The organism is Streptomyces sp. NPDC054834 (assembly GCF_053611185.1).
Genome location: NZ_JBSGZV010000014.1, coordinates 1 through 12,764, shown reverse-complemented (window position 1 = coordinate 12,764; position 12,764 = coordinate 1). Strand labels below are relative to the sequence as shown.

Sequence of the window (12,764 nt, the reverse complement as noted above, 5' to 3'; positions counted from 1 at the left end):
GAACTGGAGTCACCATGCGTTTCGGCATCATGTTCTTCGCCTCCGCCACCGGCGACGCCCGCGAGACCTACCGCACGATGCTGGACGCCGCCCGGCTCGCCGACGACGGCGGACTCGACGCCGTGTGGACCCCGGAACGGCACTTCGACACGTTCGGCGGTGTCTTCCCCAATCCGGCGCTCACCAGCGCCGCGCTCGCCATGGCGACGAACAGGGTGCAACTGCGGGCGGGAAGCCTCATCTCGCCCCTGCACAACACCGTCCGGGTGGCCGAGGACTGGTCCGTGGTCGACAACCTGTCCGGCGGGCGCGCCGCCATCTCCTTCGGTGCGGGCTGGAACACCAACGACTTCGTCCTGAGCCCCGCGTCCTACGACAACCGGCGCGACGTCATGCTCGAACAGCTTCAGACCGTGAGGACGTTGTGGGCCGGGTCCACGGTCGAACTGCCCAACGGCGCACAGCGGCCCACCACGGTGCGGCTGCACCCCGTACCCGTCCAGCGGGAACTGCCCGTGTGGCTGACCTCGTCGGGCAATCTCCAGACCTTCCGGGACGCGGGCGCGCTCGGCGTCAATGTCCTCACCCACCTCATCGGCCAGGACCTGGACCAGCTCCGGGAAAAGATCGACGTGTACCGCAAGGCCCGCGCCGAGCACGGTCACCGCGCCGAGGACGGCATCGTCTCGCTGATGCTCCACACCCACCTCGACGCCGACGCCGAGACGGCGATCGCCCGCTCCCGCACCCCCTTCCGCGAGTACCTGCGCTCCGCCGTCGGCCTGGAACGGCAGGCCGCGGGCGGCGGCGGCACCATCAGCGGCGGCCTCTCACTGCCCGACGAGGACATCCCGGACGACCTGATCGAGGAACTCCTGGACGTCACCTACGAGCGCTATCTGAGCCAGGGCTCCCTGATCGGCTCCCCCGACAGCTGCGCGGCCATGGTCGAGCGGCTCGCCGCCACTGGCGTCGACGAGGTCGCGTGCCTCATCGACTTCGGCCTGCCGGCCGAGAGCATCCTCGCCGGAATCGCCCCGCTGTGCACCCTTGCCGGCCGGCACCACTGACCCGTCCCCGCTCCCCACCCCCGCCGCGAAGGAGAGCACACCGTGCCGAACCGACCGCCCACCGACCGCGTGGCCTCCCGGCTGCGCACGCTGGCGGACACCCTCATGCTGGGCAGGCGGGAGACCCGGCTGCTGCTGCTGACCGCCGGCGTCGACTCCTTCGGAACGGGTCTGTACAGCGCCACGTCCATCCTGTTCTTCACCTTGGTACGGCACTTCTCCGTCACCTCCGTCGGCGCCGGTATCTCGGCGGGCAGCGTCTGTGCCCTGCTCATCAGCCCCCAGATCGGGCGCCTGGCCGACCGGCTGGGCGCCCACCGGGCACTGATGCTGCTCTTCCTCGTCCGCGCCGCCGGCTACAGCCTGTATCTGCTGGCCAAGCCGTACTGGGCGTTCGTCCTGCTCACCTGCCTGGTCTCCACGGCCGACCGGGCCAGCCCCGCCATCAACCAGAGCCTGATGGGCGCCCTGTTCGGCGAACGCGACCGGGCCACCATCCTCGGCACGGTGTTCTCCGTACGCAACGCCGCCATCGTGCTGGGCTCCATGGCCGCGACCGCGCCGGTCATGCTCGACTCGCCGTCCCTGTACCAGGCGTGCGTCCTGGCCAACGCGGCCTCCTTCATCGCCGCCGCGGCCCTGCTCGTGCGGATGCGGTCGAGCGCCGAACAGGCCACCGGAACCGGCCGGAACACCGCCGAGCGCCCCGGCACGACCGATGTCCGCTCGCCCCTGCGCAGCCCCGCCTACCTCCTGATCACGGCCGTCAACGCGGCCCTGCTGACCCATAACACCATCCTGACGCTGGTGCTGCCCCTGTGGATCACCTCGCACACCGAGGCGCCCCGCTGGGCGCTGACCGCCCTCCTCGCCCTCAACGGAGCCCTCGCCATGCTGGCCCAGGTCCCGGTGAACCGCCGCTTCGCCAGCTACCGGGCGGCCTCGGGCGCGTCGGCGCTCGGCGGTGTGGCGATCGGCGTGGCCTGCCTGGTGTACTCGGCCTCCGGGACCGTCACCAGCGCCCTCGGGGCCACCGCGCTGCTGCTGCTGGCGATCGTGGTCCACTCGGCGGGAGAGTGCCTGCACATCGCCAGCACCCCGCTGTCCTTCTCCCTCTCCCCGCCACAGGCACGCGGCCGCTACCTGACCTTCTACAACCTCGGCCGGGTGGGCCAGGACCTGGTCGGCCCGGTGCTGCTGGGCACCGCCCTGCTGCGCCACACCTGGGCGTGGTGGGCCGTCGCCGCCGTGGTCGCCGTGGCCGGGGCCCTCCCCCGCCTGCTGCTGCGGGGGCCCGAACCGGTGTGGGAATCCCCCGTCCGAGCCGTGGCGGACAGCGGTTCGCCCAGCCGTCTCACCTCTCAGGGACACGACCATGCAGATCAATGACGTGTACCAAGCCGCTGAGCGGATCCGCGGACGCGTGGTCCGCACCCCCGTACTCACCCTGCCCGAGCTCGACACGGAACTCGGCGCGCAGATCTTCCTGAAGGCCGAACTCCACCAGGCCACCGGTGCGTTCAAGATCCGCGGTGCCCTGAACAAGCTCCTGACCCTGCCGCCCGAAGCGATACGCAAGGGCGTCGTCGCGGCCTCCTCCGGAAACCACGGCCGGGCCGTCGCGACGCTCGCCCGCACCCTCGCCGTACCCGCCGTCCTCGTCCTGCCCGCCGATGCGCCGGCCCTGAAGATCGAAGCGATACGGCGGGAAGGCGCCCGGGTCGTCCTCTACGACCCGGTACACGACGACCGTGACGCCCTCACCGCCGCCATCGCCGCCGAGGAGGACATGCAGATCCTGCCGTCCTCCGACGACCCGGCGGTGGCCGCCGGTCACGGCACGCTCGCCCTCGAACTGCTCGCCGCGACCGGCCCCCTGGACCGGCTCGTCGTCCCCGTCGGCGGCGGCGGGCTCGCGGCGGGCTGCGCCACCGTGGCCAAGACGCTGTACCCGGCCATCGAGGTCATCGGCGTCGAACCGCGCGGCGGCGACGACACCGCGCGGTCCCTGCGTGCCGGGCATCGGGTGTCCGTGCCCACCCCGGACACCCTGGCCGACGGACTGCGCCACCGGACGCCGGGCCGGTTCACCTTCGAGGTCAACCGCCGCCTGCTGGACGCGGTCGTCACCGTGGACGACGACGAGATCGCCGCGGGCATGGGCGAGCTGTGGCGGCACGGCCGCCTCGTCGTGGAGCCCAGCGGGGCCTGCGCCCTGGCCGCGGTCCGCGCGCGGCGTCCGGACCCCGCCGGTCTGCGCGTCGGTGTCGTCCTCTCGGGAGGGAACGTGGACGAAGAGCACTTCCACCGGATCATCGCCCCGCACGTGGACCGCTCCTATGCCCCGGCGCGCTGACCTCACGTCCGTCCTCGTCCTCGCGGGGAGCGAGGCGGACCTCGCGGCCGGGGCGGTGGAGGCCTGCCGGACCCTGACGCGGCAGGGGCTGCGCACCGTCCTGCTGGGCTCCGATCCAGCGGCGCTCGCCGCCGCCGTCGACGCCGCCCACACCACGTACGCCGAACCTCTCACGCCCCGGTTCGTGGAGCAGGTCATCGCCCGCGAGCGGCCGGACGCGGTCCTCGCCGACCTGGGTGGAGCCGCCGCACGCGACACGGTGGAGGCCCTGTGCTCGGCGGGGGTGCGCGAGAAGTACGACGTCGAGTTCATCGGCGCCGACCACGTCGCCGCGTGCGGCGCCGAGGGGCTGCGCGCCGTGCGCGCGGCGGCGCGCGCGTGCGGCGCCGAGTCCGAGGCGTACCGGGACAGCGCCGCACGAGGATGGCGGGAGTACGACCTCCAGGTGCTGCGCGACCGGCACGGCGGCACCCACGTCCTGTGCACCGCCGAACGCGTCGGCGCGGCGGGCGGGGACGCCCTGTTCACGGTCACCCCGCCGCAGACTCCCGCGGCCCGGCAGATCCGCCATCTGGCGGACCTCGCCCGCGCCGCGGCGCGGGCCCTGACGGCCGGTGCCGCCGCGCTGACCCTGCGGATCGCGCTCAGCCCCGACGGACGGCGCTCGGCCCTGGTCGAGCCACGGCCCGGCGCACCATGGACCGTGCAGCGAGCGGCCACGGCCGACGGACAGCCGATCGGCGGCCTGATCGCACGCCTCGCCGTCGGCGAGACCGTGGACGAACTCGGCCTGCCGCCCGCCCGGCGCCCGGACCTGGTCACCGTGACCGTGCCGCGCCCCGACCGGGGCACCGGGGCCGTCACCGCCAGGGGAGCCACCTTCCGCGACGCCTTCAACAAGGCGCTGGAACAGGTGGTTCCGGCCGACGGCGAACCGCCGTGGTCCCGGCCGGCCGACGACCCGACCACCCAGCCGGCCGCGCAGCGCGTCCCGTCCCCGGATCGCGTCGCCGCAGTCGTGCGGGCCCTGTGCTCCGGAGCCGAACCAGCCGACATCGCCCGGGCCACCGGCATCCATCCCTGGTTCCTGAACGAGCTGTCCGCCCTGCACCGCACCGCCACGGACCTCGGCCACGCCCGCCCGCTCACCCGGGACGACCTGTTGCGAGCCAAGCGGCAGGGGTTCGGGGACCGCCGGATCGCCGCCCTGAGCGGTCTGCCGGAGCAGACGGTGCGCGGGGTACGCCACACGATCGGCCTGCGCCCCGGTCATCCGGCGCTCCACGCGGTCCGGACCTCGGTGTACACCGGCGGACGGCCCCGCACCACCGGCGGTGGTCGCGATGCGGTGCTGGTGCTGGGCCCGGGGATCTGGACCGGCGGGGGTGCGGACCACTCCTGCCGCCAGGCCGCCCTCGCCCTGCGCGCGGCCGGCTGGGCGCCCGTCCTCATCGACTCCACCCCCCGGACGCTGTCGGCCGCCCGCGACGCCTTCGACCGCGGCTATCTGGAGCCGTTGACCGCCGAAGCCGTACTGGAGGCCGTGGAGGCCGAACGCCGGGCGGGTACCGTCGCCGGAGTGCTCGGCCAGTTCGGCGGCCCCGACGTGGCGGCCCTGGCCCGCGAACTTCAGGACGGCGGCGCCCCGTTGACCGACCTGTCCGCCCCTCTCGCCCACCTGGTCACCGAGGCGGACGCGCTCGGCCGGGCCCTGACCGCTGCCGGGCTGCGCACGACGGCCCGGCGTGCCGCCGCGTCCCTGCCCGAGGCCCTGGCCGCCGCCGGTGAACTCGGCTACCCCGTCACCGTGACCCGCCCGCACGGGCCCGGCCATGCGACGCGGCGCACCGTCGCCGACCCGACCGCCCTCGCGAGCCTGTTGCGCGGGTCCTCCCCCGGCCGGCCGGTCCTGGTCGAGCGGGCTCTGCGGGCCTGCGTCGAACTGGGCGTGGACGCGCTGTACGACGGTCAGGAACTCGTCCTGGCAAGCGTGTTCGAGTATCTCGACGGCGGCCACGGTGATGTCCCCGCCTGCGCGCTGCCCCCGGTCTCCCTGGGTTCCGGCAGCGTCGCCCGGCTGGCCGAGGCGACGGCGCGGGCCGCCCGGGCACTGGGTGTACGCGGCGCGCTGAGTGTCCGCTTCGCATCGGCCGGTGACGTGTTGTACGTCAGGGAGGTCGTCCCCGGCACCGCGCGCACCGCGCCCTTCACCACGGCGGCCACCCGTGTGCCCCTGGCGCAGGCCGGCGCCCGCATCGCGATGGGCGCCGACCTCGCGACGCTGCGTGCCGAGGGGCTGCTGCACGCGGAAGGGCCGCGGGCGTCCACGGGCGCCGACGCGCGGGTGTTCGTGCGGGCCCCCGGCGACGGCGACCGGCACGGCGGCGCTCTGACGGCGGCGGGGCCCGAGTTCGGGGCCGCCTACGCCAAGTACCTCATCGGCTTGTACGGTTCACTGCCCACCAAGGGCCGGGCCTACCTCTCCGTCACCGGCCACGACCTGCGGTCCCTGATCCTGCCCGCCCGCAGGCTCACCTCCTACGGCTTCGAACTCTTCGCCGGCGGCGACACGTTCGGCGCGCTGCGCCGCGCGGGCGTGCCCGTCACCGCCCTGCCCGGGTCCGCACACCCCGAACCCCCCGTCGTACGGCTGCTGCGCGCGGGCCAGCTCGATCTGGTGCTCAGCGCTCCCGGCCCGGCGGACGACCGCGACGAGACGATCGCCGTACGCGCTGCCGCCGCCCCTCAGGGCGTGCCCTGCTTCACCAGCGTCCGTGCCCTGAGTGCCGGCGTCCAGGCCATCGGCGCCGTCCTGGACGACCGGGTCCAGGTGGCCCCGCTGCACGAACGGGACCACCACCGGCCCGTGCGGCGCTCCGGACGGCCCAGCCACGACCACGAGGAGAAGCGATGACGTTCCCCCAGCACCGGCCGAGGATCGTCGGCCTCGGCGGCTCGGCCCGGCCCGGATCCACCGGCGAACAGGCTCTGCGCTGTGTGCTGGACGAGGCACGGCGGCTGGGCGCCGACACCTGCCTGATCGCCGGAGCGGACCTGGCCGTGCCGCTCTTCGACCCGACCGCGGACATCCGGCCGCCCCAGGTCTTCCGTCTGCTGTCCGAAGTCGCCGATGCCGACGGCGTCGTCCTCGCCAGCCCCGCCTACCACGGTTCGGTCTCCGGCCTGGTGAAGAACGCCCTGGACTACCTCGAGGAACTCCGCGACGAACCCCGGCCCTATCTCACCGGACGGGCGGTCGGCTGCATCACCGTCGGACAGGGGTGGCAGGGGGCCATGGCGACCCTGGGAGCCCTGCGTGACATCGTCCACGCGCTGCGCGGCTGGCCCACACCGCTCGGAGTCGCGATCAACTCGGCGACCGGCCCGTTCGCGGGCGGCACCCTGGTGGACGCCGCGCTCCAGGCCCGCCTGCACCACATGGCGGCCGAGATCGTCGGTTTCGCCCGGCAGGGGCATGCGTGGCAGGACAGCGCCACCGAGCCCGTCGGTGCCGGGGACCTGGGGGGTGGCCGCGCATGACGCCCGACCCGTACGGGGTCCGGCCGGTGCCGCCGCACGGCGACGCTCCCCGGACCGGGCCGCTGCCCGAGGCCTCCGCGGCGGCGCTGGACTGTCTCCAGACCGGGCTCGCCCTCCTCGCCGACCACCACCACGGTCCCGGTACCCACCTTCGGCTAGGCACCCGTCCCGGGTTCCGGACCCGGCCGACGACCCCGCTGCCCACCGTCGAGGCGACCGCGGCGGACCGGCTCGCCGAAGCACACCGCCACCTGGGCCTGCGGGTACGGCAACGGCACTCCGCGCGCGCCGGCGATCCCCTGCCGCCCGGCCCCGGTCCGTATTACGCCGTCGCGGACGCCTACCATCTGCCCTGGGTGCCGTACCACCGGCAGCGCCACATGGAGCACTCGTTCCTGATCGAGTGCGGTCCCGCGTCGGCCGCCGTCCTCGACGCCTACCACAACGACACCCCGTGGGGCAGCGCGCGCCCCGGCACCTGGTCCGTCCCGCTGCCGCGCCTCACCGGACTGCTCGCCGAGGCGGGTGCCGAACTGTTCGTCCTGGAGCCGGTCCCGCTGGGCCCGGACGAGCCCGCCGCCGACGCACCGCCCGACCCCGCGGCCGTTCACCACTATGCCGGCGCCTACCGCGACCACCCCGACCGCGCCGCCGCCTACGAGCGTCTCAACCTGGAGGTGTGGCTTCAGGTCCGTGCCTGGCGGCTGCACGCCCTGCACACCGGCGGTCCGGACGCCGGCGAACACGCGGAGCGGTGGCAGCGGTTGTCCGAACGCGTCTACCTCGCCTCACGCCGCGTGGAGCGCGGCAAGGGTGAACCACCGGGCCTGCTGGACGAGTTCGCGGACCTGCTGCTGTCCGCACCGCCCGGCGCCGCCGTCCGCACGCCGCGTCCGGGCGGGGAGGTGCCCGGCGCGCACGGCGAACGCGCCGGCCGGGCCGTGCGGGAGGCCCTCACCGCCGTGCTGCGCCTGCCGCCCGGTGACCTGGCCGACGGACGGCCGTTGAGTTCCGTACCGGCGTTCAACTCCTTCCGGATGGTCGACATCCTGGAGCACATCGAGAACGCCCTCGGTATCGAGGTGCCCGCCGACGAACTCACCGCCGACAACCTCCGGGACGCGGGTACCCTGCGGGCCCTCGTCCTGCGTCACCTCACCGCGCCGGCGGGGGCAGCGGCGGGCGACCGGTGGTGAACGGGTTCTCGCACCGGAGCGTCGCCCCGGGCGTGCACTGCGCGGCCGCCCCCTGTGCCCGGGTCCTGGGCAGCCTGCCGGCGCACCCCGCCGACCGGGCAGCCGCCCGCACCATGGACGACACCCGGGCCACCGAGTTCCTGGCGGCGCGCAGCCTGCTGCGAGCCCTGCTCGCCACGCTGACCCCCGGGCTGCGAAACCCCGTCATCGCGGCCCACGACACCGGTCAGCCCCATCTGCCGCAGTGGCCCGCCACCGGGATCAGCCTCTCCCACTCGGGTGGCTGGGCCGCGGTCGCCGTCGGCTTCGGCCGGGGGGTGGGCGTCGACATCGAGGTTCCGAGCCCGATGTCGCCGCGGATGGTGCGCCGCTGCTGCACCCCCCGGGACGCCGCCCGGCTGTCCGCGCTGCCCGGCCGGGACCGGGAGACGGCGTTCGCCTGGCTGTGGACCGCGCAGGAGGCGTGCGTCAAGGCCCTCGGCACCGGTCTGGCCGGAGCTCCCTGGACCGTTCCCGTGGGGATCGGGCAGCGCAGCGGCGAGTGGCACGGGGTGCGCTGGCGCGCCCAGCACCATGCCTCCAGGATTCCCCTCACGTGTGCCTTCACAGCGCCATACGGCCCGAGGACGAGACCATGAAACCTCCGACGCTCTACTCCTGGTTCGACGCGAGCAGCCGCCGCCACGGCAGCCTCGCCGCCGTCGACTGCGGCGACCGCACCATCGGCTACGAGGAACTGCGCTTCCTGGCCGAACGCGCCGCGGAGCGCATGCTGCGCACGACCGGAACCCCACCCGCCACTGTCGCCCTGCACGCCGCACCCGGCCTCGACGCCTACGTCGCCTACCTGGGCGCCCTGCGACTGGGAGCCTGCGTCGTCCCGCTCAACCCCGCCCACCCCGCCCGGCGCACCGCACGCATCCTCGCCGCCGCGGCCCCGGACCTCGTCGTCACCGGCACGGACGGCCCCGCCTGCGCCGCACCGACCCTGCGTCTGACGGCCGGCCCGCCGCGCGAGTCCGTCACCCCGGACCTCCCCCCGATCCCCGACGAGCCCGACGCACCCGCCTACCTGTTGTTCACCTCCGGCTCCACCGGTGAGCCCAAGGGCGTCCCCATCCGCAACACCCACGTCTGCGCGCACCTCACCCACACCGTGCCCGCCCGGGACCTGGGACCGGGATCACGGGTGTCCAACACCTTCGACCTCACCTTCGACCTCTCCGTCTACGACCTCTTCGTCACCTGGGCCGCCGGAGCGACGCTCGTCCTGCCCCCGCCCCGCACCGCCCTCCTGAACCCCGTCCGCTACGTCGAGGAGTGCGGCCTCACCCACTGGTTCTCCGTGCCCTCGCTGATCACCCTGGCCCGGCGCACCCGCGCCCTGCGCCCCGGATCCATGCCCACCCTGCGGCACAGCCTCTTCGCGGGCGAGCAGCTCACCCGCCCACAGGCGGAAGCCTGGGCGGAGGCCGCCCCGCACAGCACCGTCACCAACCTCTACGGCCCCACGGAAGTGACCATCACCTGTGCCGCGTACCAGCTTCCCACCGACCGGGAGGCCTGGCCGCACACCCGCAACGGCACCGTTCCCATCGGGGGCGTCTACCCGGGGCTGGAGCACCTGGTCGTCGACGGCGAAGGCGCGCCGGCCGACGAGGGGGAACTGCTGCTGCGCGGCCCCCAGCGCTTCGCCGGCTACCTCGACCCGGCCGACAACCACAGCCGGTTCGTCGAAGTCCCCGGCCGGCCGGGCGAGGGCACCGCGCGCGCGGCCGGACCGGAGCAGGCACAGGGCCCGGACCTCTGGTACCGCACCGGAGACCGGGTCCGCCGGGAAGGAGACACCCTGATCCATCTCGGGCGGCTCGACCACCAGGTCAAGGTCCGTGGGTTCCGCGTCGAACTCGGCGAGATCGAGGCCGTGCTGCGCGCCCACCCCGGAGTCACGGAAGCCGTCGTCGTGCTCGCCGATCGCAGCGGCGGCAGCCTCCTGGCCGCGTACACCGGAGACAGCGGCCTCGGTCCCGAACTCACCGCGCTGGCGGCCGAGTCACTGCCCTCCTACATGTGCCCCGAGTCCGTCGTGGAACTCGACCGGATGCCGCTGAACGCCAACGGCAAGACCGACCGACTCCGGCTGCTCGACCTGCTCGCATCGCCACAGGTTCCGGCACCGGTGCCTGCGGCGTCCCGCTGAGACCCACGGAGAAAGGAACCGTCACCGATGGCCCACGCCACACCCGTTCTCGACGACCTCCTCGTGCGCCACCTGGGCCGCGACCTCGACGTCACCGACGACAGCCGCACGCTGGTCGACCTCGGGGTCGAATCCCGTCAGGTGGTCCGCATCGTCGCCGCGCTGCCCCTCGATCCCGACGTGGAGATCGACTTCGCCCGGATCAGCCGCCACAGCACCCTGAGGGACCTGCGGCACTGGCTCGCGGAACTTCTCGACGCGCAACCCGTCCCGGGCGGCGAGGCATGAGCATCTGGTCCGAGGACGCGTGGCGGCCACCGGCCCCGACGCTGCCCCTCACCGCATCCCAGAAGGGGCTTTGGGTCACCCATCAGATCGGTCCCCGGCAGCTCTACAACATCGTCATCGCCATGGAGCTGGAGCCCGAGGCCGGCACCCACCGCATCAGGGACGCCCTGGCCGCCGTCCTCACCGCCCAGCCCGCCCTGCGCATGACCGTCACCGATCCCCTCACCGGCACGGGCCGCATCGACGAGCCGCTCACGCCCGACGAACTGCCCTTCGAGGACATCGGCCGCTGCGGCGCCGCGGAGGCCGAGGAAGCCATCGCCCGGCTCGGAGCACGGCACTTCGACCTCGACCGGGGACCGCTGCTCCATTTCGCCCACGCTCGGCCCGACGGGCGTTCCGTACTCATCATGGCGGTCCACCACATCGTGTTCGACGGGTTCTCGCTCCAGCCCTTCGTCGACGACCTCGCTCACTGCCTCACGAGCCCCTCGCCCGCCTCGTCCGGCGACCGGCTGCGCTCCGCGCGGGAGGCCCACCTCATCGGCGAACACACCACCCAGGCCCAAGCGGAACGCTCCGCTGCGACGGCCCGTCAGGCGGCCGAACTCGCCGAGTTCCTGGCCGACACGGCTTCGGCGACGTCCGTGACCTTGGCGGCACCGGCGGCCGGCGAGCCGGGAGGCGACCGCGCCGCCCGGCGCATCCGCTGGGAACCGGACCCCGCCACCTGCGCCGCGATCCGGGCCGCCCACCGCGCACTCGGCCTGACCGCCTATGAGTTCTTCACCGCCGTCCACGCCACCGCGCTCCACGCGCACACCGGCGACCCGACCGTCGTCCTGGGCAGCCCCTTCCTGGCGCGGCACACCTTCGGGGCGCTCGGCCTGTGCGGCTTCTTCGTCAACACGCTGCCGCTCGCGCTGCGTCCGGGCGCGGCGCGGTCCTTCGCGAGGTTCGCGACCGAGGACGTGGCGCCCGCCGTCACCTTCGTACGCGGCCGGGCCAAGACCCCCCTGCCCCAACTCCTCGCCCTGCTGCGGCCGGAGCGCTCCGCCCACCACACCCCGCTGTTCTCGTGCGTCCTGGCCATGCAGGACGCGGCGATCTGCACGCCACCGGTGCGCTCCGTACGCATCCACGGCAACGACACCGCCAAGTACGACCTGTGGCTCGGCGTGACCGACGAGCCGGGCGGGGGCTTCACCCTGGAACTGGAACATCCCCCTCAGGTAGTACCCACCGCCGAGGCCGACGCGCTGTGGGCTGCGTTCGGGGAGGTCCTGCACACGGCCCTCGAAGGACTGGCACCGAGCCTGGCGAGCAGCGGATCATGTTGGGATGGCTGATCATCCGTCGCCCACGCCACCCACCACGGTGCGGCTCACGCGGTACACGAAGACCGAGCAGAGCGAAATCCTCGGCAACGGGGCCGATCCCTTCGGCGTCGCCCACACCGGCCTGACCTGGCTGCCCAAGGAGGAGCATTTCGGCATCAGGCTGGGCGACCGCCTCGTGGCGCACACCGGCCTGCGCAGACTGCCCATGTCGATCGGCGGTATCGGCACCGAGGTGGTGGGCGTCGGCGGAGTGGCCGTCGCGCCTGACCTACGGGGTCAAGGTCTCGCCCGGCTGGTCATCACAGCGGCACTGGACCATGCACGTACGCTGGGGCCGCAGCATGGGCTCCTTTTCTGCCGACAACCACTCGTCCCCCTCTACGAGCGGCTCGACTGGCGAGCGCTGGACCAGGACGTCCATGTCGAGCAACACGAGGGACCCGTGCTCATGCCGCTGCGGACCATGTGGGTCCCACTGCACGACGGAGCGAGCTGGCCGACCGGAGCGGTGCGCCTGCTTTCGTTCCCCATGTGATGGCTGCGCACTACAGCGTCCGGCTCAAGCGCGGCCGACTCAGGCGCTCAGGTGAAGCCGTTGCCGGCGGCGACGATCGGCACAACAGGTGCGCCGGTCAGGAAGATCAGGGAGCGGGGACGGGGCCGCCGGGCCGGAACCGCTCCACGCCGACGATGTGCCGCACCTTGACAGGGGTGGCCTCGGGCGGCGGAGAGGGATGCACCGGAACTGCGCATGGCTTCGAGACGGGGGAACCG

General features: G+C 73.8%; 11 protein-coding genes. All 11 read left to right on the top strand.

Translation table 11 applies throughout. From position 1 onward, the window contains the following. Window positions 1–14 precede the first annotated feature (14 nt). Genes ACWGJM_RS20075 through ACWGJM_RS20025 form a run of 11 tightly spaced genes read left to right on the top strand, consistent with a single transcriptional unit; the run spans window position 15 to window position 12,525 of the window. Entirely contained in the window at window positions 15–1,070 is a 1,056-nt protein-coding gene (locus tag ACWGJM_RS20075; RefSeq protein ID WP_453413025.1) for a MupA/Atu3671 family FMN-dependent luciferase-like monooxygenase, read from the top strand. Window positions 1,071–1,112: 42 nt separating this feature from the next. Beyond that, the gene (locus ACWGJM_RS20070; protein WP_453413024.1) at window positions 1,113–2,459 is read left to right on the top strand and encodes an MFS transporter; all 1,347 of its coding nucleotides are present in this window, start codon (window positions 1,113–1,115) and stop codon (window positions 2,457–2,459) included. Next, complete coding sequence (locus ACWGJM_RS20065; RefSeq protein WP_453413023.1) at window positions 2,446–3,426, top strand: threonine ammonia-lyase; 981 nt, start codon at window positions 2,446–2,448, stop codon at window positions 3,424–3,426. Before ACWGJM_RS20070 ends, ACWGJM_RS20065 begins: the two co-directional genes overlap by 14 nt. Then, window positions 3,410–6,340: a carbamoyl phosphate synthase preATP-grasp domain-containing protein gene (locus ACWGJM_RS20060; RefSeq protein ID WP_453413022.1), complete on the top strand. Its 2,931-nt coding sequence runs from the start codon at window positions 3,410–3,412 to the stop codon at window positions 6,338–6,340. Before ACWGJM_RS20065 ends, ACWGJM_RS20060 begins: the two co-directional genes overlap by 17 nt. After that, entirely contained in the window at window positions 6,337–6,966 is a 630-nt protein-coding gene (locus ACWGJM_RS20055) for an NADPH-dependent FMN reductase (protein WP_453413021.1), read from the top strand. The genes ACWGJM_RS20060 and ACWGJM_RS20055 overlap by 4 nt, the downstream gene beginning before the upstream one ends. After that, window positions 6,963–8,162 (top strand): acyl carrier protein, encoded by a 1,200-nt coding sequence (locus tag ACWGJM_RS20050; protein WP_453413020.1) that lies wholly within the window; start codon window positions 6,963–6,965, stop codon window positions 8,160–8,162. Before ACWGJM_RS20055 ends, ACWGJM_RS20050 begins: the two co-directional genes overlap by 4 nt. Then, window positions 8,159–8,800, top strand: coding sequence for a 4'-phosphopantetheinyl transferase family protein (locus ACWGJM_RS20045; protein WP_453413019.1), 642 nt, complete (start codon window positions 8,159–8,161; stop codon window positions 8,798–8,800). Before ACWGJM_RS20050 ends, ACWGJM_RS20045 begins: the two co-directional genes overlap by 4 nt. Further along, window positions 8,797–10,362 carry an amino acid adenylation domain-containing protein gene (locus ACWGJM_RS20040; protein WP_453413018.1) on the top strand — a complete coding sequence of 522 codons (1,566 nt, stop codon included), beginning with the start codon at window positions 8,797–8,799 and terminating at the stop codon, window positions 10,360–10,362. Before ACWGJM_RS20045 ends, ACWGJM_RS20040 begins: the two co-directional genes overlap by 4 nt. Window positions 10,363–10,389: 27 nt before the next feature. Beyond that, window positions 10,390–10,650 carry an acyl carrier protein gene (locus ACWGJM_RS20035; RefSeq protein ID WP_453413017.1) on the top strand — a complete coding sequence of 87 codons (261 nt, stop codon included), beginning with the start codon at window positions 10,390–10,392 and terminating at the stop codon, window positions 10,648–10,650. Further along, window positions 10,647–11,999: a condensation domain-containing protein gene (locus tag ACWGJM_RS20030; protein ID WP_453413016.1), complete on the top strand. Its 1,353-nt coding sequence runs from the start codon at window positions 10,647–10,649 to the stop codon at window positions 11,997–11,999. The genes ACWGJM_RS20035 and ACWGJM_RS20030 overlap by 4 nt, the downstream gene beginning before the upstream one ends. Then, on the top strand, window positions 11,992–12,525 hold the full coding sequence (locus ACWGJM_RS20025; RefSeq protein WP_453413015.1) for a GNAT family N-acetyltransferase: 534 nt from the start codon (window positions 11,992–11,994) through the stop codon (window positions 12,523–12,525). Before ACWGJM_RS20030 ends, ACWGJM_RS20025 begins: the two co-directional genes overlap by 8 nt. Window positions 12,526–12,764: the final 239 nt, after the last annotated feature.

Excerpts from the sequence above, each read along its gene's own strand:
- ACWGJM_RS20025 (WP_453413015.1), top strand. The coding sequence starts at position 11,992 with ATGGCTGATCATCCGTCGCCCACGCCACCCACCACGGTGCGGCTCACG.
- ACWGJM_RS20030 (WP_453413016.1), top strand. The coding sequence starts at position 10,647 with ATGAGCATCTGGTCCGAGGACGCGTGGCGGCCACCGGCCCCGACGCTG.
- ACWGJM_RS20065 (WP_453413023.1), top strand. The coding sequence starts at position 2,446 with ATGCAGATCAATGACGTGTACCAAGCCGCTGAGCGGATCCGCGGACGC.
- ACWGJM_RS20075 (WP_453413025.1), top strand. The coding sequence starts at position 15 with ATGCGTTTCGGCATCATGTTCTTCGCCTCCGCCACCGGCGACGCCCGC.
- ACWGJM_RS20035 (WP_453413017.1), top strand. The coding sequence starts at position 10,390 with ATGGCCCACGCCACACCCGTTCTCGACGACCTCCTCGTGCGCCACCTG.
- ACWGJM_RS20055 (WP_453413021.1), top strand. The coding sequence starts at position 6,337 with ATGACGTTCCCCCAGCACCGGCCGAGGATCGTCGGCCTCGGCGGCTCG.
- ACWGJM_RS20060 (WP_453413022.1), top strand. The coding sequence starts at position 3,410 with ATGCCCCGGCGCGCTGACCTCACGTCCGTCCTCGTCCTCGCGGGGAGC.
- ACWGJM_RS20050 (WP_453413020.1), top strand. The coding sequence starts at position 6,963 with ATGACGCCCGACCCGTACGGGGTCCGGCCGGTGCCGCCGCACGGCGAC.
- ACWGJM_RS20040 (WP_453413018.1), top strand. The coding sequence starts at position 8,797 with ATGAAACCTCCGACGCTCTACTCCTGGTTCGACGCGAGCAGCCGCCGC.